General features: G+C 65.0%; 20 protein-coding genes. 9 read left to right on the top strand and 11 right to left on the bottom strand.

Annotated elements, in window-relative coordinates; translation table 11 throughout:
* Positions 1-161 precede the first annotated feature (161 nt).
* Positions 162-818 (bottom strand): helix-turn-helix transcriptional regulator, encoded by a 657-nt coding sequence (locus tag G365_RS21870; protein WP_169545168.1) that lies wholly within the window; start codon positions 816-818, stop codon positions 162-164.
* 357 nt (positions 819-1,175) lie between these two features.
* Here G365_RS21870 and G365_RS0115295 point away from each other — a divergent pair, with 357 nt between their 5' ends.
* The 6 genes from G365_RS0115295 to aguB all read left to right on the top strand — a co-directional run bounded on the left by G365_RS0115295 (position 1,176) and on the right by aguB (position 6,999).
* On the top strand, positions 1,176-2,249 hold the full coding sequence (locus G365_RS0115295) for an ABC transporter ATP-binding protein (RefSeq protein WP_019646408.1): 1,074 nt from the start codon (positions 1,176-1,178) through the stop codon (positions 2,247-2,249).
* Positions 2,250-2,258: 9 nt separating this feature from the next.
* The gene (locus G365_RS0115290) at positions 2,259-3,143 is read left to right on the top strand and encodes an ABC transporter permease (RefSeq protein WP_019646407.1); all 885 of its coding nucleotides are present in this window, start codon (positions 2,259-2,261) and stop codon (positions 3,141-3,143) included.
* A gap of 1 nt (position 3,144) precedes the next feature.
* Positions 3,145-3,936 carry an ABC transporter permease gene (locus tag G365_RS0115285; protein ID WP_019646406.1) on the top strand — a complete coding sequence of 264 codons (792 nt, stop codon included), beginning with the start codon at positions 3,145-3,147 and terminating at the stop codon, positions 3,934-3,936.
* A gap of 57 nt (positions 3,937-3,993) precedes the next feature.
* On the top strand, positions 3,994-5,022 hold the full coding sequence (locus G365_RS0115280) for an ABC transporter substrate-binding protein (protein ID WP_019646405.1): 1,029 nt from the start codon (positions 3,994-3,996) through the stop codon (positions 5,020-5,022).
* Between the two features lie 73 nt (positions 5,023-5,095).
* Positions 5,096-6,142, top strand: coding sequence for a histone deacetylase family protein (locus tag G365_RS0115275; protein ID WP_019646404.1), 1,047 nt, complete (start codon positions 5,096-5,098; stop codon positions 6,140-6,142).
* Complete coding sequence (gene aguB, locus G365_RS0115270; RefSeq protein WP_019646403.1) at positions 6,139-6,999, top strand: N-carbamoylputrescine amidase; 861 nt, start codon at positions 6,139-6,141, stop codon at positions 6,997-6,999. Before G365_RS0115275 ends, aguB begins: the two co-directional genes overlap by 4 nt.
* Before the next feature lie 25 nt (positions 7,000-7,024).
* Here the strand turns inward: aguB and G365_RS0115265 are convergent, their stop codons facing one another.
* Genes G365_RS0115265 through G365_RS0115255 form a run of 3 tightly spaced genes read right to left on the bottom strand, consistent with a single transcriptional unit; the run spans position 7,025 to position 9,835 of the window.
* Complete coding sequence (locus G365_RS0115265) at positions 7,025-7,795, bottom strand: GntR family transcriptional regulator (protein ID WP_019646402.1); 771 nt, start codon at positions 7,793-7,795, stop codon at positions 7,025-7,027.
* The gene (gene nagA, locus G365_RS0115260) at positions 7,788-8,957 is read right to left on the bottom strand and encodes an N-acetylglucosamine-6-phosphate deacetylase (protein ID WP_019646401.1); all 1,170 of its coding nucleotides are present in this window, start codon (positions 8,955-8,957) and stop codon (positions 7,788-7,790) included. The genes G365_RS0115265 and nagA overlap by 8 nt, the downstream gene beginning before the upstream one ends.
* Complete coding sequence (locus tag G365_RS0115255) at positions 8,957-9,835, bottom strand: BadF/BadG/BcrA/BcrD ATPase family protein (RefSeq protein ID WP_019646400.1); 879 nt, start codon at positions 9,833-9,835, stop codon at positions 8,957-8,959. The genes nagA and G365_RS0115255 overlap by 1 nt, the downstream gene beginning before the upstream one ends.
* Positions 9,836-10,077: 242 nt before the next feature.
* Between G365_RS0115255 and zwf the strand changes: the two genes are divergently transcribed.
* Positions 10,078-11,595, top strand: a complete 1,518-nt coding sequence (gene zwf, locus G365_RS0115250) for a glucose-6-phosphate dehydrogenase (RefSeq protein ID WP_019646399.1) — start codon at positions 10,078-10,080, stop codon at positions 11,593-11,595.
* A 113-nt stretch (positions 11,596-11,708) separates the two neighbouring features.
* Here zwf and G365_RS0115245 read toward each other — a convergent pair whose 3' ends face one another.
* Genes G365_RS0115245 through G365_RS23125 form a run of 3 tightly spaced genes read right to left on the bottom strand, consistent with a single transcriptional unit; the run spans position 11,709 to position 13,526 of the window.
* On the bottom strand, positions 11,709-12,179 hold the full coding sequence (locus G365_RS0115245) for a nuclear transport factor 2 family protein (protein WP_019646398.1): 471 nt from the start codon (positions 12,177-12,179) through the stop codon (positions 11,709-11,711).
* Positions 12,176-12,736 (bottom strand): glutathione peroxidase, encoded by a 561-nt coding sequence (locus G365_RS0115240; RefSeq protein ID WP_019646397.1) that lies wholly within the window; start codon positions 12,734-12,736, stop codon positions 12,176-12,178. The genes G365_RS0115245 and G365_RS0115240 overlap by 4 nt, the downstream gene beginning before the upstream one ends.
* 37 nt (positions 12,737-12,773) lie before the next feature.
* The gene (locus G365_RS23125; RefSeq protein WP_169545166.1) at positions 12,774-13,526 is read right to left on the bottom strand and encodes a 4'-phosphopantetheinyl transferase family protein; all 753 of its coding nucleotides are present in this window, start codon (positions 13,524-13,526) and stop codon (positions 12,774-12,776) included.
* Positions 13,527-13,721: 195 nt separating this feature from the next.
* On the opposite strand from G365_RS23125, the gene G365_RS21860 reads away from it, so the two are divergent.
* Both G365_RS21860 and G365_RS21855 read left to right on the top strand, forming a co-directional pair.
* Entirely contained in the window at positions 13,722-14,552 is an 831-nt protein-coding gene (locus tag G365_RS21860; RefSeq protein WP_019646395.1) for a hypothetical protein, read from the top strand.
* 62 nt (positions 14,553-14,614) lie between these two features.
* Positions 14,615-16,129: a B12-binding domain-containing radical SAM protein gene (locus tag G365_RS21855; RefSeq protein WP_019646394.1), complete on the top strand. Its 1,515-nt coding sequence runs from the start codon at positions 14,615-14,617 to the stop codon at positions 16,127-16,129.
* Positions 16,130-16,201: 72 nt separating this feature from the next.
* Here the strand turns inward: G365_RS21855 and G365_RS0115220 are convergent, their stop codons facing one another.
* From G365_RS0115220 to G365_RS0115205, 4 genes are all read right to left on the bottom strand, one after another.
* Positions 16,202-17,521, bottom strand: a complete 1,320-nt coding sequence (locus G365_RS0115220; protein ID WP_019646393.1) for a TRAP transporter large permease — start codon at positions 17,519-17,521, stop codon at positions 16,202-16,204.
* Positions 17,518-18,054, bottom strand: a complete 537-nt coding sequence (locus G365_RS0115215) for a TRAP transporter small permease subunit (protein ID WP_019646392.1) — start codon at positions 18,052-18,054, stop codon at positions 17,518-17,520. The genes G365_RS0115220 and G365_RS0115215 overlap by 4 nt, the downstream gene beginning before the upstream one ends.
* A gap of 76 nt (positions 18,055-18,130) precedes the next feature.
* Positions 18,131-19,195 (bottom strand): TRAP transporter substrate-binding protein DctP, encoded by a 1,065-nt coding sequence (gene dctP, locus G365_RS0115210; RefSeq protein WP_019646391.1) that lies wholly within the window; start codon positions 19,193-19,195, stop codon positions 18,131-18,133.
* 278 nt (positions 19,196-19,473) lie between these two features.
* Complete coding sequence (locus tag G365_RS0115205) at positions 19,474-20,925, bottom strand: aldehyde dehydrogenase family protein (protein ID WP_019646390.1); 1,452 nt, start codon at positions 20,923-20,925, stop codon at positions 19,474-19,476.
* Between the last annotated feature and the right edge of the window lie 21 nt (positions 20,926-20,946).

Below are 20,946 nucleotides of genomic sequence, written 5' to 3'. Positions count from 1 at the left end.
AGGTTGGTTAACCCGGCCTCAACGCGGATCGATAAGCCACCCTTCGCCACACAGGCGGTCTGTGCTTTTTAAAGACAGACCGACAACGCCAGCGCATCCAGACCTGATACGCTGCTCCCCGCACAATCCGGCGCAGAAATCTGCAGCCCCGACGGGGCTCCTCACATCGGCAGAACACCGGGGGAGACTGGCCCTGCCGTCACGGCGACAGGGCGGGAAAGCGGACGCCCCGCCCCTTCCAGCATTGGCATGATTTTCAGGAACAGATCCGCCTGTGACGACACCTGAAGCTTGGCGTAAGCATGCTTGCGATGCACTTTGACCGTCAGACGGCTGATGCCCATGCACTGCGCGATGGACGCATTGGAATGTCCGCCCATCACCAGCGCAATCACCTGCGCTTCCCGCTGCGTCAGACCCTCGGTGATACCGGGCTGGGGTTTCAGGCGGCACAGCCGCTCTTCAAGGCTCGCCGCACTGCCGGAATCGGCAGGCAGATCCATCCGCGCCATCCGGGTTTCCGCATAAATCCGCAGCAACGGGGCCAACGCCGGGGACATATCATCCAGCCAGCGCTTTTCTGTCCGGCTGAACCGCCCGGATCCCCGCTGACGGCCCAGCGACAGATTGATGAAGCAGCCATCCCCCCCGGCACTGACCAGCCCCAGCTCGTCCAGCATCCGGACACAGGAAAAATAGGATTTTCCGTATTCACTCTGAAAAAAGCGGTCGGGGGCAATCTCACCGATCAGAAACACCCCTTCCTCCCCCGCCTGCGCTTTGCGGAAGAAGGGATCCAGAGCATAGGATATTTTCAAGTATTGCTCTTCATAACGGAAACCTGTCCGGTCCGGTATCCAGTAATAAAGATCGACCGGTGGGCTATCATTCTGAAAAACAACAATCACCAGATTATCAAATGCAATCTGTGACTGAATAAAATCACGCAGATGGACGGGAAAGGCCGGGCTGCGGACCGCGGAAATCATGCTGCCCATTTTTTCAGCAAATTCTCTTCCGGCCCACTCCTTCATCACCCATACCCCCGATACCCGATGAATTGTGATCAAAATAACCCTGAGGGGGTATTCTTTCCACCGTAAATTCTCCGTAGCCTCACAGAACGTTCGATTTAGACCCCTTCCCGGGGTCGCCGGAACCGAGGGAGCGTCCGCATGCCGCAGGCCGTCGAGATTATCGATGTCGTCAAGAAATACGGATCTTTTACTGCACTGCACAACGTAACTCTGGATATCCGCCCCAACGAATTCTTCACCCTTCTCGGCCCGTCCGGGTGCGGAAAAACAACCCTGCTACGCATCATCGCCGGGTTTGAAGACATCACCGGCGGCACCCTTAAGCTGTTTGGCAATGACATTACGGCCCTGCCGCCGGACCGCCGCCCGATCAACACGGTGTTCCAGCATTACTCCCTGTTTCCCCACATGACGGTGGCGGAGAACGTCGCTTTCGGGCTGCGCCGCCTGAAAATGCCGGATGCCGAGATCACCCGGCGGGTGGCGGAAATGCTGGAGATGATCAAACTGTCGAGCCATGCCGGGCGCAGGCCGCATCAGCTCTCCGGCGGGCAGCAGCAGCGGGTGGCGCTGGCCCGGGCGCTGGCCCCCCGCCCCAAGGTGCTGCTGCTCGACGAGCCGCTGTCGGCCCTTGACCTGAAGCTGCGGCAGGCCATGCGGATGGAACTGAAGACCCTGCAGCAGCAGACCGGGGTGACCTTCATCTTCGTCACCCACGATCAGGAAGAGGCGCTGGCGATGTCAGACCGCATCGCCGTGCTGTCAGAAGGCCGGGTCCAGCAGATTGACGCCCCGCAGGTGATCTACGAACACCCGGCTACCCGCTTTGTTGCCGACTTCATCGGCGATGCCAACTTCCTGACCGCCGGTGTTGAACAGCTTGAGGACGGTCGGGCCCACTGTGCCCTGCCGGGTGGATACCGCCTGATCGCCCGCGATGCCGGGGCCGCCCGCCCGGGCCAGCGTGTCAGCCTGTTTCTGCGGCCGGAAAAACTGTCGGTGCATGACGGCCCGGTGGAAGACGGAATCGGCATGACCGTCCGCACCATCGTCTATCAGGGTGACGCCACCGATTATGTGGTGGAGCTGGATGGCGGCATCACCCTGCGGTCACGCTGTGAGAACCGCATCAACGGCGACCCGATCCTGACAGCGGGGGAACGCGGGTTCCTGCGGATTGCCCCTGATGCCGCCAAAACCCTGCTGGACTGAGGGGCTGCCATGACGCCACACCGCGCCACCCTGCTGGGCATTGCCCCCACCCTGCTGATCATCGGGGTCCTGATGGTTGTGCCGATGATCATCATGGCCGCCTATTCCCTGATGGAAGCCAGCAGCTTCGGCGGGGTCCTGCCGCACTTTTCGGCGGAAGCCTACATCAAGCTGCTGTTTGACCGCGATCTGGATGACTCTCTGGCCTTTGATCCCTCTTACATGATCATCCTGTGGCGGTCGCTGCGGATTGCCGGGCTGGCCACGCTGATCACCCTCTGCGTCGGGTTCCCGGTGGCCTATTTCATCGCCACCCGCCCGCCGGAACAACGCACCCTGCTGATTTTTCTGATCACCATTCCGTTCTGGACCAATCTGCTGATCCGCACTTACAGCTGGGTGCTGATCCTGCGGGATACCGGCCTGATCAACACCGTCCTGCAGGCGGGGGGCCTGACCGATCAGCCGGTAAAACTGCTGTATACCGAAGGGGCGATTTTGTTCGGGCTGGTCTACACCTATGCCCCGTTCATGGTGCTGCCGCTTTATACCTCGCTGGAAAAGCTGGACTTCCGGCTGGTCGAGGCTGCCCGCGATCTCTACTGCGGCCCGTGGGGTGCCCTGCGCCATGTGGTGCTGCCGCTGGTGAAGCCGGGGCTGGTCGCCGGGTCGATCCTTGTCTTCGTCCCCTGTCTGGGGGCCTTCGTCGCCCCTGACCTGCTGGGCGGCGGCAAGGAGCTGATGATCAGCACACTGATCCAGCTTCAGTTCACCTCCTCCCGCAACTGGCCGTTCGGGGCGGCGCTGGCGCTGGTGCTGCTGGCTCTGGTGATGCTGACCCTGACCGTTTCCGCCGTGCGGCAGGCCCGCGCCACCGCCGAAGGGGGGCACTGACATGGCCCGGACAATCCGCAAAGTCACTGATCTGCCCGGCTTCCGGGGGTTCACCTGGCTGTTCTTTGCCTATCTCTATGCACCGCTGGTGCTGCTGGTGGTGTTTTCCTTCAACGCCACCCGGTCCGGCACGGTGTGGAGCGGCTTTTCCCTGACGTGGTACGCCAAAATCGCCGCTGACAGCCAGATCCAGCGCGCGGCCCTCAACAGCCTGACCGTTGCCGTCTGTGCCACCGCCATCGCCACGGTGGTCGCCACCGCCGCCGCACTGGCGATGAAGCGCGGGGTCCCCTTTTTCGGGAAGAAAGTCACCGGCGGCCTGATCATGACCCCGCTGGTGGTGCCGGAAATCGTCACCGCCGTTGCCACCCTGCTGCTGTTTTCCGCCATTGGACTGTCGCTGGGGCTGGGCAACATCATTCTGGCCCATGTCGCCTTCTGCATCCCCTTCGCCTATCTGCCGATCCGCGCCCGGCTGGAACGGATGGACGAGAGCATCGAGCTGGCCGCCCGTGATCTCTACGCCACCCCGTGGCAGACCCTGCGCACCGTGACCCTGCCCCTGCTGGCCCCGGGGATTGTCTCCGGCGCCCTGCTGGCGCTGATCACCTCCATCGACGATTTCATCATCACCATGATGGTGGCCGAGCCCGGCGCCACCACCCTGCCGCTGTACATCTACGGCATGCTGCGGCTGGGGGTGTCGCCGGAAATCAACGCCATCTCGACCATCCTGCTGGCGGTGTCCGTGATGGTGGTGACCCTGTCCCACCTGCTGACCCGCCGCCGCTGATCCCCAAAAAAACAGAGGTCCCGCCCGCACGGAGACCCTGAACAGGAGAGCCCACCGATGAAACGACTGACCGCCGCCCTGTCGCTTGCCGTCCTGACCGCCACCGCAGGCCCCGCCGCCGCCGGAGAGGAGCTGTTCATCTACAACTGGTCGGATTACACCGCCCCGGAGATCCTTGCCAAATTCGAACAGGAAACCGGGATCAAGGTGACGCTGGACGTTTATGACTCCAACGAGACCCTGCTGGCGAAACTGAAGGCCGGGAACGCCGCCTATGACATTGTGGTGCCATCCCACAACTTTGTGCCGATCCTGATCAAAGACGGGCTGCTGCAACCGATTGACGCCCCGAAACTGGGCAACTACGCCAACATCGACGACCGCTGGCGCAACCCGGAATGGGACCCCGGCAACCGCTACACCGTGCCGTGGATGTGGGGCACCACCTCTTTCGCCGTCGATACCGCCGTCTACAAAGGGCCGACCGACAGCGCCGCCCTGCTGTTCACTCCGCCGCCGGAACTGCGCGGCAACATCGGCATGTTCAAAACCCCGGAAGAGGTGACCGCCGTTGCCGCCATCGCCCTCGGCCTGCCGCAGTGCGACGACGCCCCCAAGGACCTGAAAAAGGTCGAAGACCTGCTCGCCGCCCAGAAACCGGCGGTGAAGATCTACAGTTCTGAAGGGATTCACGAGCGGCTGGCCTCGGGCGAGGTCGCCATGCATATGATCTGGAACGGGGCCGCCAAACGGGCGCGCGATGTCCGCCCCACCATCACCTATGTCTACCCGAAGGAAGGGGTTCTGGCCTTTATGGACAGTCTGGCGGTGCCGAAAACCGCCCGGAACTATAAAAACGCCCTGACCTTCATCGACTTTATGCTGAAGCCGGAAAACATCGCCATTCAGTCTAACTTCGCCCGCTATTCCAACGGCATCAAGGGCAGTCAGGCCTTCCTCAGCCCCGATCTGCGCGACGCGCCGGAAATCAATCCGCCCGCCGGGGTGAAAACGGTGTTCCAGCCGGTCTGCTCCGATCAGGCGGTCAAACTGCGGGACCGCGTCTGGACCCGTCTGTTCCAGTAATCCCCGCTCCGGCCCGGCCGGGGGGCCGCTGAACCCCCGGCACCTCTTCCCCTCCTGACCGTGGATCACGCCGATGCTGACCGTCTATTCAGATCGTCATACCCTTCACCATGCCCGCGCCGAACCTTTCGGCGGAACCGTGGTTGAACCGTTTGAATGCCCGCAGCGGGCCGAATATGTGCTGGCCCGCGTGCGCGAGGTCGGGCTGGGGCCGGTCACACCGCCCGCCGATCACGGGCTGGGGCCGGTGCTGCGGGTCCATGATGCCGGGTATGTGCAGTTCCTGCAGACCGTATGGGCAGACTGGACCGCCGCCGGGTTCAGCGGGCAGGTCACCCCCAGCGTCTGGCCGGGCCGGACCATGCCGTTCCGCCGCCCCAGCAGCCATATTGAGGCCCGGGTCGGCTATTATGCCCTGTGCGGCGAGACCGGCATCGTCGAAGGCACGTGGGAAGCCGCATACTGGAGTGCCCAGACCGCCCTGACCGCGCTGGATGCGGTGCTGGGCGGCGACCGTGCCGCCTTTGCCCTGTGCCGCCCGCCGGGGCATCACGCCCCCCGCGACCAGTTTGGCGGCTACTGCTTCCTCAACAATGCCGCCATCGCCGCACAGGCCGCACTGGACCACGGGGCGCAGCGGGTGGCGGTGCTGGATGTGGACTTTCACCACGGCAACGGCACGCAGGAGATTTTCTACGACCGCAGCGACGTGCTGTTCCTGTCCCTGCATGGCACCCCCGATCAGGCCTACCCGTATTTCATGGGCTGGGAGGATGAGACCGGTCACGGCGCGGGAGAGGGTTTCACCGTCAACTACCCCCTGCCGGAGGGCACCCCTTACAGCGTGTGGAAACAGGCGCTGGAACGGGCCCTTGACCGCATCCGCGCCTATGCGCCGGATCTGCTGGTGATCTCGCTGGGGCTGGATACCTACGAACACGACCCGATCAGCTTTTTCAGGCTGACAGGCGACGATTACCGCGATACCGGCGCCCTGCTGGCCGGTGTGGATCTGCCAACCCTGTTCGTGATGGAAGGCGGTTATGCGGTCGACGATCTGGGGGTCAACACCGTCAATGTGCTGCAAGGCTTTGAAACCGCTGCCGGAGACCGCCCATGACCCCGTTAACCCTTGCCGTCACCCAGATGGCCTGCACCTGGGATCTGCCCGCCAACCTCGACACCGCCGAAGCTTTGGTCCGCCGGGCCGCAGCGCAGGGGGCCGGGCTGGTGCTGCTGCCGGAACTGTTCGAGACCCCCTATTTCTGCCCGGAGCAGAAGGCCCAGTACTTCACCCTTGCCCGCCCTTTTGCCGGCAACCCGGTGATCGCCCGGTTTCAGGCCATCGCGCGGGAACTGGGGGTGGTGCTGCCGGTCAGCTTTTTTGAAAAAGCCAACCAGAGCTTTTTCAACAGCGTCGCGGTGATTGATGCCGACGGCGCGGTCCGGGGTCTGTACCGCAAAAGCCACATCCCCGACGGCCCCGGTTATCAGGAGAAATTCTACTTCAGCCCCGGCGATACCGGTTTTCGGGTGTGGGAAACCGCCGTCGGCACCCTTGGCGTCGGCATCTGCTGGGATCAGTGGTTCCCCGAGGCGGCGCGGGCGATGGTGCTGATGGGGGCCGATGTCCTGCTCTATCCGACCGCCATCGGGTCAGAACCGACCGCCCCGGATCTCGACTCCCGGCCGCACTGGTGCCGCACCATGCAGGGCCACGCCGCCGCCAATATGGCCGTGGTGGCGGCAGCCAACCGTATCGGCACCGAACAGTGGGACACCTGCGCCCTGACCTTTTATGGGTCCTCTTTTATCGCTGATGAGACCGGCGGCCTGCTGGCAGAAGCCGGACGCAGTAATCCGGCGGTCCTGACCGCCACCGTCGATCTCGCCGCCATCCGCGACCGCCGCGCCGGGTGGGGTCTGTTCCGCGACCGCCGCCCGTCTCTCTACGGGCCGCTGATGACCTATGGCTGAGATGACCTATGGCTGACCGGCCCCGTCAGGCCGGATCCGTCAGGTTCAGTTCGACCACCACATCATAGACCTCGCCCCGGTAATGGGACCGGACCAGTTCCACCGGGGTCCCGTCCTCCAGCATGGTCCGCCGTTCAATCGACAGGGCGGCGGACCCGTCCGGCACTTCCAGAAGACGCGCCTGCTTGACGGTCAGAATCACCGCAGTCAACCGTTGCAGCGCCCGGAACGGGGCAAACCCGTTCTGGCGCAGCACGGTATAGAGTGATCCGCTGACCACCGCCGGATCCGGCAGAAAGCGGGTCGGCACCGTGGTCAGCTCCAGCGCCATCGGTGCGCCGTCGGCCAGCCGCAGCCGGTACAGGCGCGATACTTTCGACCCCGGGGCAATGCCCAGCGCCATCGCCTCTTCCGGCGTCGCCAGCGCCAGAGAGCGGTTCAGCCAGACGGTTCCGGCCTCCAGCCCGCGCGACTGCATATCTTCCGAAAAACCGATCAGCGCTGACAGCCGCTGTTCGCGGTGCGGGGACGGGGTAACAAACGTTCCGGCCCCCTGCCGGGGGTGCAGCAGCCCGTCGGCGATCAGTTCGCGCAGGGCCTTGCGCACCGTCACGCGCGAGACGCCAAAGCGTTCCGACAGCACCCGCTCACTCGGCAGGGCCGCCGCCTGACCGGCACGGTCCGCCGCCACCATCGCCCGCAGACGGGATGCCAGCTGTAGATACAGCGGCAGCGGATCATCGGGCGATAACGGTCCGGCGGGGGGCGGGGACGCAGCGCCGGGCGTGTCAGTCATGGCCGTCCCCTGCCGCCCAGTCACCGCCGATCCAGGTGCCCAGCACCGCCAGATCCGGCGACAGCAGCGTCAGGTCGGCGGCAAACCCGGGACCGATCCGCCCGCGCTGCCGGTCCTGCCCCAACAGCATCGCGGGGTGCAGCGACGCCATCCGCAGTGCCGTTTCCAGCGGCAGCCCCAGCAGGGACACCGCATTGCGGACGCAGGACGCCATGTCGATATCCGCCCCGGCCAGCACCCCGGCCTCGGTCACCAGCCGCCCGTCACGGCGCAGGATCCGTTCGCCATACAGCAGAAAATGATCAGCCCCGGTCCCGACCGGCGGCATCGCATCGGTGACCAGAATCAGCCGCTCCGCCCCCCGGGCCGCCAGCACCAGCCGCAGCGTCAGCGGGTCCACATGCACCCCGTCGCAGATGATGCCGCACCACGCCTGCGGGCTGAGGATCGCCGCCCCGGCAATCCCCGGCTCCCGCCCGGCGACCGGCGGCATTGCATTGAACAGATGGGTAAAGCAGGACAGACCGGCGGCCACCGCCTGCCGGGTCCGCTCCGCCCCGGCGGCGGAATGCCCGCCGGAGATCACCGCCCCCGCCGCCACCATGGCACGGATGAAGGCATCGTCCACCTGCTCCGGGGCCAATGTCATCAGCAGCCGCCCCGGCCCCAGTGACCGGGCCAGATCCGCCATCTGCCGCCGGTCTGCCGCCGTCGGGGTGCGGACAAACCGCTCGGCATGGCAGCCCCGGCGGGCCGGGCTGATGAACGGCCCTTCCAGATGCAGCCCCAGCACCCCGCTGCCAGAATGCCGCAGGGCAGCCTGTACGGCGGCAGCGGCCTGCTCCGTCACCTCCGGCGTATCGGTGATGACGGTCGGCAGCATCCCGGTGGTGCCGAAACGGCGGTGAGCCGCCACCATTGTTTCCAGCGCCGCAGCGGTCGGCGTCTCATTCAGCAGCACCCCGCCGCCACCATTCACCTGAATGTCGATAAACCCCGGCACCAGCAGTGATCCCGCAGGCAACGCCCGCTGCGGCACCCCGGCAGGAAGCTCCGTCACCGGATACAGGGCGGCAATCCGCCCGCCATCAAGGCCCACCGCCTGATCATCCAGCCAGTCGGTGCCGGTAAAAATCCGCGCGCCGGTCAGGATCTCACGCATCACCGATCTCCCGCAGTCCGTCCGGCCAGAATCAACGCCCCCGACAGGGCATCATCCTGCGGGGACACCAGCAGATCCTGCACCGCCCCCGGCAGGCGCGGGGCCAGCACCCCGGCCAGACCGCCGACCAGCGCCAGACGCGGCGCCCCCAACGCCCGCAGCCGCAGCAGAACGGCGGCCGCATGGCCCGCCGCCTCTTCCAGCAGCGCCGCCGCCGCCGTATCGCCCGCCGCGGCCTGCTCCAGCACCAGCGGGACCAGTGCCGCATACTCCGCCGGACGGGCCGACCCAACCCAGTCAATCACCCCGAACGGTGTGCCGCCGAACCGGGCCAGCACCGCTGCGCCCAGCGCCCCAGCATCGGCCATACCATCCCAGCCCTGCACCGCCAGTTCCAGCGCCCGCCGCCCGATCCACGCGCCGCTGCCGTGATCGGACAGTTCAAATCCCCAGCCGCCCGCCGTGATCTGCCGCCCGTCCACCAGACCGAACCCGGCGCTGCCGGTGCCGGTAATCAGAATCGCCCCATCGGCCCCGCCAAACGCCCCAAGGCAGGCGATCACCGCATCGCCGGTGACCTCCAGCGCGGCAAACGGCTGCGGCTGACCAAGAAAGTCCTGCAGGTGCGACGCCTGCGCCGCCCCGGCCAGACCGAACACGGCAACAGTCTGCCCCATCGCCGCCGCCGGAAGACCGGCAGCCGCAAAAGCCGCCCCACAGGCACGGTGGATCTCTGCCCAGGCCACCGCAGCCCCCAGCCGGATGTTGCAGGGCCCGGCCAGCCCCTGCCCCAGCACCGTACCCGCCCGGTCGGTCAGCCGTGCCCGGCAGGTGGTGCCCCCGCCATCAACCCCCAGTAGATACTGTTGCGCCGCCATCGGCCCTTATCCCGTCAGATCCCGCCGGACCGGAACAGCGGCGGTCATTCTGTGATAAACCGGTCTCAGCAAAACCAATACCAGACAAATACCATCCGGCAAACCATGCAATACCAGTCTGCGGTTCCTGCCTCAAAAAGACCAGTCTGATCCGCTTTATCACCAAATTGTCGGTTGTCGGCGGCCTGCCCGATGCTATCCTCACGACACCAGTTTAATACCAGCGGACCAGAGGACTCCCCATGTCATCCAGCCCGACGCCCGCCCCGATGTGGTCCCCGGCCAGCCCGCAGGCCAGACAGGTGGATTGCTTTGATTTCGTGATTTTCGGTGGCACCGGCGATCTGTCGATGCGCAAGCTGCTGCCATCGCTGTTCCAGCGCGATGTCGCCGGGCAGATCCCCGCCGGGGCGCGCATCATCGGGGTCTCACGCAGCCCGCTGGATGCCGCCGCCTTCCGGGCCATGGCGGATGAACAGGCCCGCCCCCACCTGCACGACACCCCGGACCCCGCCGCATGGGCCACCTTCCTGACCCGGCTGGATCATGTGCGGGTCGATGCCCTGAGTGAGGACGGCTGGCCCGCACTGGCTGCCCTGCTGACCCCGGCGCCGGACCGGATCCGCGCCTATTATCTTGCCACCGCTCCGGGGCTGTTCGGCATCATCTGTCAGCGGCTGCAACAGGCCGGGCTGGTCACGCCACAGGCGCGGGTGGTGCTGGAAAAGCCGCTGGGGCACGATCTGGCCTCGGCCCGCGCCATCAACGCCGCTGTCGGCGCGGTGTTTGCCGAACACCAGATTTTCCGGATCGACCATTATCTGGGTAAGGAAACGGTGCAGAACCTGCTGGCGCTGCGCTTCGCCAACAGCCTGTTCGAGCCGCTGTGGAATGCCCGTTACATCGACCACGTACAGATTTCGGTGGCCGAAACGGTCGGCGTCGAAAAGCGCGGCGAATTCTACGACCAGACCGGTGCCCTGCGCGATATGGTCCAGAACCATCTGCTGCAACTGCTGTGTCTGGTGGCGATGGAGCCCCCCTCTCACATGACGCAGGATGCGGTGCGGGACGAAAAGCTGAAAATCCTGCGCGCCCTGCGCCCGATGACCGCAGCGGATCTGGCCCAGTCCACCGTGCGCGGCCAATACCGCCCGGGGGCGATTGCCGGGCAGGCGGTGGATGGCTACGTCGAAGATCTGGGCCGCCCGGCGTCAGAAACCGAAACCTTCGTGGCCCTGAAGGCCGAGGTCTGTAACTGGCGGTGGGCCGGGGTGCCGTTTTATCTGCGGACCGGCAAGCGTCTGGCCCGCCGCACGTCAGAAATCATCATCCAGTTCCGGCCCCCGCCGCACAATATCTTCCCCGCCGACTCCGGCCCGGTCCAGCCCAACCGGCTGGTGGTGCGGTTGCAGCCGGATGAAGGCATCACCCTGCACCTGATGGGCAAAGACCCCGGCCCCGGCGGCCTGCGCCTGCGCCCGGCCCCGCTGAACCTGTCATTCGCCGAAACCTACGGCACCCATTACCCCGATGCCTATGAACGGCTGCTGCTGGACGTGGTGCGTGGCAACTCCACCCTGTTCATGCGCCGGGACGAGGTGGAAGCAGCATGGCAATGGGCGGAACCGATCCTGTCCGGCTGGGCCGGCACCCATCAGCCGGTCCGCCCCTATGCCGCCGGAACCTGGGGACCGAGTGCCGCCGTCGCCCTGATCGAACGCGATGGCCGGACATGGCAAGACGATGACGGGCTGTAAGCCCGTTGGGCAAGACGATGACGGGCCATAAAGCCCGTTGGGCAAGACGATGACGGGCTGTAAAGCCCGTTGGGAAGGCCCCCCCGCCGGGGACCGGAATCGACCCGCCGCCTTCAGTGCGGGCCGGTCCCCGTCATCCGCCGCGCCACCGTCCGTCGCAGCCGCGCCAGCAGCCCGCCGATCACCGGCAGACGCTGATAAAACTGCACCGAGGCGTCCCAGTGATCAACATGCGCCGCCACCCGGCCATCCGGGGCCAGTGTCACCACACTCATCCCCGTCACCGTCCATGGCCCCAGCACCGGCACGGTGGCGGTCATCGTCCAGTGCAGATAGGCGGTCTGCGGGTCCGGCTGCGCCACCCCATGCACGGTAAACCGGGCATCGGGGGCATGGGTGACAGTCTGCTGCAAAATCTGCCGCACCGCCGCCACTCCGCGCACGTCATGAAACGGATCACAGAACCGCACATCCGCCGTCACGGCCTCTTCCAGCGTTTCCAGCGCCTGCGGGCTCAGCTGCTCAAACACCGCAACCCAGCGCCGCAGGCCTTCGGGCATCCCGCTGTTCAGGGTGGCCGTCACCGCGTGACCTGCGGCAGCAGAGCTTCAATCGCCGCCGTCACCTTCGGGTCCTGCGGCTTGGTCAGCGACGAATACCAGTCGGCAATCTGCCCGTCGGGGGTGATCAGATACTTATGGAAGTTCCAGCGTGGCACGCCCACCGCCCCGACCTGCGACGCCGCCCACAGATAAAACGGATGCGCCGCGCCACCGCTGACCATCACCTTATCCATCAGCGGAAAATCGACATTGAAGGTGGTTTCGCAGAAGGTCTTGATCTCTTCCTTGCTGCCCGGTTCCTGCCCGCCGAAATCATTGGACGGCACACCGATCACCACCAGCCCCCGGTCGCGGTAGGTCTGCCACAACGCCTGAAGCCCCTCATACTGCGGGGTAAATCCACACTGCGAGGCGGTGTTGACCACCAGCACCACCTTGCCCGCAAACTGACGCAACGGCACGTCCTGCCCGTCGATACCAGTAAAGGTATAGTCCCACGCGCTGCCCTGCCCCGCCGTCGCCGGAACCGGTGCCAGAGCCAGCAGGGCCGCAATGCCTTTTGCCACAAACCGCTTCATCGCTTCATCCTTCCTGCGTTACGGCATTGCTGCCCCGTTATCCTATTCCGCTCTCGTGCCCGGATCCGGTGCGGGTCAGCCCCGGCCACCCGGTGCGCACTGTCACGGTCGCCTGTTCCACCTCCGGGCCGGTCAGACCCAGCCCGACCCGGTGCCCGGACGGGGTCAGCCATTGCCACAGCCGCACCGGCTGCGGCAGACAGGCTTCCCCCTCCTGCCGCAGCAGGCGGGCAGGCTGCGGGTCCGGCCCCTGATCCGGCGGCGGACGGACCGAAAAAGCCGTCAGCCCCAGCGCCAGACCGCGCCCCGCCGCTTTCACAAACGCTTCCTTCAGGGTCCAGACCGCCAGAAACGCCTGATCGGGCTGCGGCTGCGCCCGGATCCAGCCGGTTTCATCGGCGGCAAAAAAGCGGTCAGCCAACTCCAGAGTGATACGGCGGTCGGCGGCTTCCAGATCAATGCCGATGCCGTTTTCCGCGCCGCCCCCGCTGACCACCGCACAGGCGACCGCCCCGGCGGTATGGCTGAGGTTGAAATCAAACCCCTCCTCTCCGCCGGTCAGCGCCGGTTTGCCATGTTCATCGCGGGGGGCAAACCGCAGGGTCATCGGATCAGCACCGGTGGCCTCGGCCAGCATCAGGCGCTTCAGGGCATGGGCAACCGTAAATTCCAGACGGCTGCTGGCCCGCACCCGCCGCTCCGCCCGGATCCGTTCCTCCGCCGACAGCAGCCCCCACGCCCAGCGCTCTCCCGGCGGCCCGACGGCATCCAGCGGGATAAAGCCAACCATGATCCTCTGCTGCCGCATGTGCCCCTCACCTGACTCTCCGGCTGTCTCTCCGGCTGTGGGCAGGTAAACGCGCCTTGCGGCCCGGCGCAAGCCCGGGAGTCTCACAAAACTCTCAATGAGTGATTTTATTGAATATTTACACTTTTTGATTTAGTTTCTTCCACCACATGTTTTCCGGCAAGGAACTCTCCCCCGATGTCTCTCGCCCTCCCCGCAGCCATTCTGACCAGACTGGAAGAAAGCTCCGGCCGCCTGACCCGGCTGTACCACTGCCCGCTGTGGATCCCCTCTTTCCCCGATGTCAGTCATGGGCGCTGGACCGTCAGCCGCCTGCCGATGGGGCTGATGCAGGGATACTGGGGGGACAGCTATGTGGTGACCGATGCCGCTGTCCTGCTGCGGAACGACGTCACCTGGATGTCGGTGACCCCGCCGGAGATTGAAAGTCAGGAGCTGGGCTGTCGGCTGGCCCATGGTCACGTTGTGGTTCTGGGCTTCGGCATGGGGATTGCCGCCGCCAACGCCGCCCTCAACCCGGCGGTGACCGCCGTAACGGTGGTGGAGCTGGACCCCGAAATTCACGCGTTTGCCGCCGATCTCGATCTGCCCGCCCAGCTGCCGCCGGAGGCTGCCGCCAAGCTCCGCCTGATTTCCGGCGATGCCACCCGCTGGTGCCCCGACCCGGACCGGCCGGTTGATGTGATCCTTGCCGATTACTGGCTGCCGTTTTTCGACTCCCGCCGGATTGTGGAGATGCAGGCCGTACAGGCCAATATTCAGGCGACGCAGGCCTTTTTCTGGGGGCAGGAGCTGTCTCTGGCATGGGCGCTGTACCAGACCCATGGCACTGTCCCGGTGCTGGATGATACGGCGCTGGAGGCCTTCATCACCCATCTGACTCCGTTGCCGCTGCTGTGGCCGCGGGGGGTCGGCTACGGCCAGATGCTGGTCCGCGCCGCCGCCGCCCGGATGCCGCCGGACCTGCGGGCGCAGATGTTCCCCCCGGCGGAGATCAATCGCGGTTGAACCGGGGGCCTCCGGCAGCCGGCAACAGGTGACAGGGCGGCCTGCCCCAGCAATGATGGGGCATGACCGGACTGTATCTCATCAATCCCTATCCTGACTCACAGGCCTATTTCGGGACCGATGTCTTCATCGGCAGCCCCGGCGGCGGTGTGCAGCTGGTGGCCGATCTGGCCATTGCCACGGTGGCGGCGATGGTGCCGCCGGATATGCCGGTTCGCCTGTGTGACGAACAGATCAGCCCCGCTGACCCTGACCCGCCGGAATCCGTCATTGCCCTGACCGGCAAGACCCCGCAGGTGCCCCGGATGCTGGAACTGGCCGCAGCCTACCGCCAGCGCGGCAAGGTGGTGGTGATCGGCGGCCCCTATGCCTCGCTGGCCCCGGAGCGGATCCGGCCCCACTGCGACGTGCTGGTGCGTGGCGAGATTGAGGAGATCGCCCCCCGGCTGTTCGCCGATCTGCGTGACGGAACATGGCAGGCCGAATACACCGGCACCCGGGCCGATCTGTCCGCCTCGCCGCTGCCGCGCTGGGACCTCTATCCCAACCACCGGGCCCTGATGGGCACGGTACAGACCTCCCGCGGCTGCCCGTTCCCCTGCGAATTCTGCGATGTGCCGACCTACGTCGGGCGCAAACAGCGCCATAAGGACCCGCCGCAGGTGATCCGCGAGCTGGACGCGCTGTATGCCCACGGCTACCGTTCCATCTTCATTGCCGATGATAATTTCAGTGCCACCCGCGCCCGGGCCCGGGCCCTGCTGGAGGCCCTGATCGACTGGAACCACAGCCGCCCCGATGGTCCGGTCGGCTTCACCACCCAGATGTCGATCGACGTGGCGCGGGATGAAGACATGCTGCGCCTGAGTGCCAGAGCCGGGATTCAGGCGGTCTTCATCGGGCTGGAAACCCCCAGTGCCGACAGCCTGCGGGAAACCGGCAAACGCCAGAACCTTCAGGCTGACCCGATGGAGATGGTCGGACGGTTCCTTGACCACCACATCATGGTCATCAGCGGCCTGATCGTCGGCTTTGACGCCGACGGGCCGGATATCTTCGACCGCCAGCGCGCCTTTACCCGTCACGCCCCGATCCCGGTGTTCACACTGGGGGCGCTGGCCGCCCCGGAAGGCAGCCCGCTGCACCGCCGCCTGAGCAATGCCGGGCGGTTGCAGCCCGATCAGCCCTATGGCACCGGCCAGCCGTGGTCCACCAACATCCTGCCCGCGCAGATGAGCCCCGAAGCCCTGCTGACCGGGGTGCGGACTCTGGCGCTGGAGATGTATCATCCCGATGCTTTCGCCGACCGGGTGATGGCGCTGATCGACCGCCTTGGCCCCTATCAGGGCCCGCCGCCTGCCACGGCCCCGGCCCCGCTGCCCGCGACGCTGCGGCAGCTGGACGACGATGTCTCTCACGTCGTGCGCGGGGTCGTCGCCCTTGGCCCGGCGGAACGGGCAATGGTCAGCCGTCTGGGCCGCCACGTCCTGACCCACCGGCCAGAGACCCTGCCGGTGCTGCGCAACTGCCTGCGCTTCTATGCCCAGATCCGCCATGTCTATGGCCGGGCGTTCTGACAACGGCAGACAGGCCCGGCAGCAAACGCCACCGGGCCTGTCCTGTCTGCCTGTTCTTTCGGTCAGGCCCGCTTACAACCCGACCATCAGGCTGGGCAGCCAGGTTGCCGCCTCAGGCACCAGCAGCAGAACCACCAGAACCAGAAGCTGCATCAGCACAAAGGGGATAACCCCCTTATACATATGCCCGTAGGTCAGATCAGGCGGGGCAATCGACTTCAGGTAAAAGATGGACGGGGCCATCGGCGGCGTCAGATACGACGTCTGAATCACCACCAGCACCATCATCGCAAACCACACCGGATCAATACCCGCCGCCTTCACCGCCGGGGCAAAAATCGGCACGCAGATCAGCACGATCGAAATCCAGTCGAGGACAAATCCGGCGATGAACACAATGAACAGAAACAGCGCGATCAGCCCATAGGGACCAAGCCCCAGACCTTTCGCCAGCGACCCGACCAGCAGCCCGCCACCGGCCACCGCAAAGATGCTGGTGAACATCGTACCGCCGACAACGATCATCATGATCATTGCCGTGATCCGCACCGTCACCGCCAGCGCTTCCTTCAGGGTCTGCACCGACAGCTCGCGGAAGAAGACCGCCAGCGCCACCGCACCGAACGCACCGACCGCCGCCGCTTCAGTCGGCGAGGCGATCCCCCCCAGCAGCGACCCCAGCACCGCGACAATCAGCAGCACCGGCGGCACCAGCGCCTTCAGGGTGATCAGCAGCTTTTCCCCCAGCGGCATGGCGATGTCTTCCACCGGCACCCGAGGCGCATCCGACGGACGCAGCAACGCCCGGATCAGAATATAGCCGAGGAAAAACAGCACCATCAGCAGACCGGGGATAATGCTGGCCGCAAACAGCTGCCCGATCGACATCTGGGCGATGGAGGCATAGACCACCACCACCACCGACGGCGGGATCACCGTACCCAGCGACCCACCGGCGCAGATGGTTCCGGCCACCAGCCCACGGTCATAGGAATACTTGGCCATCGCCGGAAGGGCCATCATCCCGACCACCACTTCCACCGCCCCGACCACGCCGGAGGCGGCGGCAAAAACACTGCACATGGCAATGGTGGCAATCGCCAGACCACCAGGCAGGCGGCCCATCCACAGCTGCAATGCCTGAAACAGACGGGCAGCAATCCCTGACCGTTCCAGCACCGCGCCCATGAACACAAACAGCGGGATCGACGCCAGCACAAAATTCGACGACGTTGACAGAATCGGCCCGTAGAGCTGCACCAGCACCGAGGAGCCAAACACAATCGCCCCGGCTCCGGCAGCGACGATCAGCAGTGACAGGGAGACCGGAATCCCCAGAAACACCAGCGCAAACAGCGCCGGAAACATGCCAATGGCAACCGAGGGATTCATCCTTCACCTCCCAGTCCGACAGACTCCGGCTGTGCACCGGGGCGGGCCTGACCAAGAGCAAACTTAATCCCTTCGGCCAGCAACTGCAGCGTCATCGCCCACAGCCCCAGCGCCAGCGCCCCATAAAACGGCCACATCAGCGGGGCCCACGGGCTGACTTCCTCAACCGCCCCGGTCAGATAGGCCCGGTATGCCTTGCCGGTGGCGATCCATGAAAATGCCCCGACCAGCGGCAGCAGCACCAGCAGGTAGACCACAGCGTTGATCCCCTGCTGCACCCGCAGCGGAAACTTCTGGGACAGAAAATCAATCCGCACATGGGCATCGTGTTTCAGGGCATAGGCTGCCCCCAGCAGAAACAGCACACCATTCAGCATGTAAGAAATGTCAAAGGCCCACATCGTCGGGGCATTGAACACATAGCGGGCCACCACCTCGTAGAGCATCGACCCGATCAGCACGAGGGTGACAATCCGGGCCACCCATCCCAATCCTTCGGCAAGGGCGTCACAGCCCCGCAGTAAAACAGTCATCCCCGGTCTCCCGTTGGGTCCGTCCGGATCTGACCGGGGCGGAAAACACGCCCCGGCAGGCCCGGCCGGATGGAACTTATTTCCCGTCACGGACGAGGTAGGACGAATTGGCCGTCAGCTCATTCTGGTACCCAAGGTAAGAGTCCAGCACCTTGGACATGGTCGCATCGCCCTCAGCCTTACGCTTGCTGGCGGTCTCCAACGCCCACTGACGACCGGCGGCACGCAGCTGGCCGACGCTCTTGTCGTCCAGCGTGATGATCTCCACCTTGGTTTTGCGATAGACTTCCATTGCCTTCACATCTTCACGGGCGAAGTGGGACAGGCTTTCATAGGTGGTCAGCTTGGCAGCGGCGGTGATCAGGCTCTTCAGGTCATCAGGCACCTTGTTCCAGGTATCCTGCTTGACCACCACTTCCCACACGAAGCTCGGCTGATGCACCCCCGGCAGAATCAGATACGGGGCGACTTCGTGAAAGCCTTCACTCATGTTGGCCGACGGGGTGGCCCATTCCACCGCATCAACGCCTTTCCGCTGCAGCAGGGTATAAATTTCCCCCGGCGGCACCACGGTCGGGACCGCACCGAAACTGTCTTTCAGCACCGTCGCCCAAGCACCGGAGGTGCGGTACTTCAGGCCTTTCAGGTCATCAACGGTCCGGATCGGCTTGTTGGAATGGGCAAAAATCTCAGAGGTACCGACCCCGACCACCATGCTGTGCAGGCCCATCTTTTCCTTACGGAAATCCTGCAACAGCTTTTCGCCGCCTGCCTCATACAGCCAGGTCAGGGTCCCTTCCGGCCCCATCCCGCCGGGGAAGCTGGCAAAAATCGCATTGGTGGGGTCGGCATTGACCAGAAATGACGGCGTCGAATGCCCGGCTTCCACCACACCGTCCTGCACCGATTCGTACACTTTAAAGGCGGGCACCACCACCCCGGCCCCGAACGGCTGAATCTTGACCCGGCCCGCGGTCAGGCGGTCGGTGTTATCGGCAAAGCGCTGCATGAAGTTGTTATAGAAGAACGACCCTTCCGGCACTGCGGCGGGCATGCGCCAGCTCACCACCGGATCAGCGGCCTGCGCCTGCGACAGACCAAGGACAAATGCGGCAACCGCTGCGACCAGCGTTTTTTTCATTATGAAGCCTCCTGTTGTCCGCCGGAGGATGAAGAGAGAGAGGCCCGGCGGGGTATCGAAACTGTCATCTCGTATATTGGATACAGTATTTTTCTTGTCGACAACAGCCAGAACATCATTGTCCCGCCCTTTCGCCTGACGAATCCCTTACTCAGAAAAACAGTATTCCCGCTCTGGTTTAGCGACTGCGTCAGCACAAAAAAAAGGGGCAGACCCTGCGGCCTGCCCCCCGTTCTGGTTCCGGGAAAATACGGGATCGTCCCGGTCACAAAGACGGTTTATCCGGCGGTGTAGGTGGTCTTGACAGTGGTGTAGAATTCCACCGCGTAGCGGCCCTGTTCGCGCGGACCGTAGCTGGAGCCCTTCCGGCCCCCGAACGGCACATGATAGTCAACCCCGGCGGTCGGCAGGTTGACCATCACCATCCCGGCCTCGGCATTGCGCTTGAAGTGCTGCGCCGCCTTCAGCGAAGAGGTGCAGATGCCCGCCGACAGACCGAATTCGGTGTCGTTGGCAACGGCAAGGGCTTCGTCGTAATCGGCAACCTTGATGACACTGGCGACCGGCCCGAAGATTTCCTCACGGCTGATCCGCATCTGGTTGGTGGCCCCGGTGAACAGCGCCGGTTCCAGATAGAAACCGTCGGTGTCGCGGGTCAGGCGCTTACCGCCGAACGCCAGCTCGGCCCCTTCGGCCTTGCCGATGGCGATGTATTCTTCATCCTGCGCCAGCTGCCGGGCATCGACCACCGGGCCGATGTGGGTGTCGGCGGCCAGCGCATGGCCGACGCGCACACCTTCCAGCCGCTTCACCACCGCCTCGACGAAGCGGTCATGGATACCGGCGGTGACGATCAGGCGCGAAGACGCGGTGCAGCGCTGCCCGGTGGAGAAGAAGGCCCCGTTGACGCAGGCTTCCACCGCCGTCGTCAGGTCGGCATCATCCAGCACCACCATCGGGTTCTTGCCGCCCATTTCCAGCTGGAAGCGGGCCCCACGGGTCACGCAGGCCTGCGCCACGCGGGCACCGGTCCCGACCGAGCCGGTGAAGGACACAGCGGCGACCTTGCGGTTTTCCAGAATCGCCTGCCCGACCACCGAGCCCGGCCCCATCACCAGATTGAACACCCCGGCCGGGGCCCCGACGGCCTTCAGCGCGCGGTCGATGATCTCTGCCAGCGCCCAGGCCGACCCCGGCACCAGATCAGCAGGCTTCAGCACCACGGTGTTGCCGTAGGCCAGCGCCGGAGCAATCTTCCACGCCGGGATGGCGATCGGGAAGTTCCACGGAGTGATCAGGCCGATCACGCCCAGCGGCTCGCGGGTGACGGTGGTTTCAACACCCGGACGCACCGAATCCAGCAGATCCCCGGCGTTGCGCAGGGTTTCCCCGGCGAAAAACTTGAAGATCTGGGCGGCGCGCAGGGTTTCGCCAATGCCTTCAGCCTTGGTCTTGCCTTCTTCACGGGCCAGCAGGGTGCCGATCTCTTCGCGGCGCTCGGTCAGTTCCTGCCCGACGCGCTCCAGCACATCATGACGGACCTGCGGCGTGGTGCGCGACCACAGGCGGAAGGCCTGCGCCGCAGCCTCAATCGCCGCTTCGGCCTGCGCCTTGCTGCCGGAGGCGTACTGGCCGACGATATCCGTCACATCAGACGGGTTGATGTTGGCGGTGGTGCCGTTTTCCCCGGCAACCCAGTCCCCGGCGATCAGATTAAGCTTCTCGGTCATCTCAGCGTTGGTCCTGTCAGT

It is taken from the genome of Novispirillum itersonii subsp. itersonii ATCC 12639, from assembly GCF_000381985.1.
GTDB lineage: Bacteria > Pseudomonadota > Alphaproteobacteria > Rhodospirillales > Rhodospirillaceae > Novispirillum > Novispirillum itersonii.
This window is presented reverse-complemented; position numbering and strand designations above follow the sequence as displayed.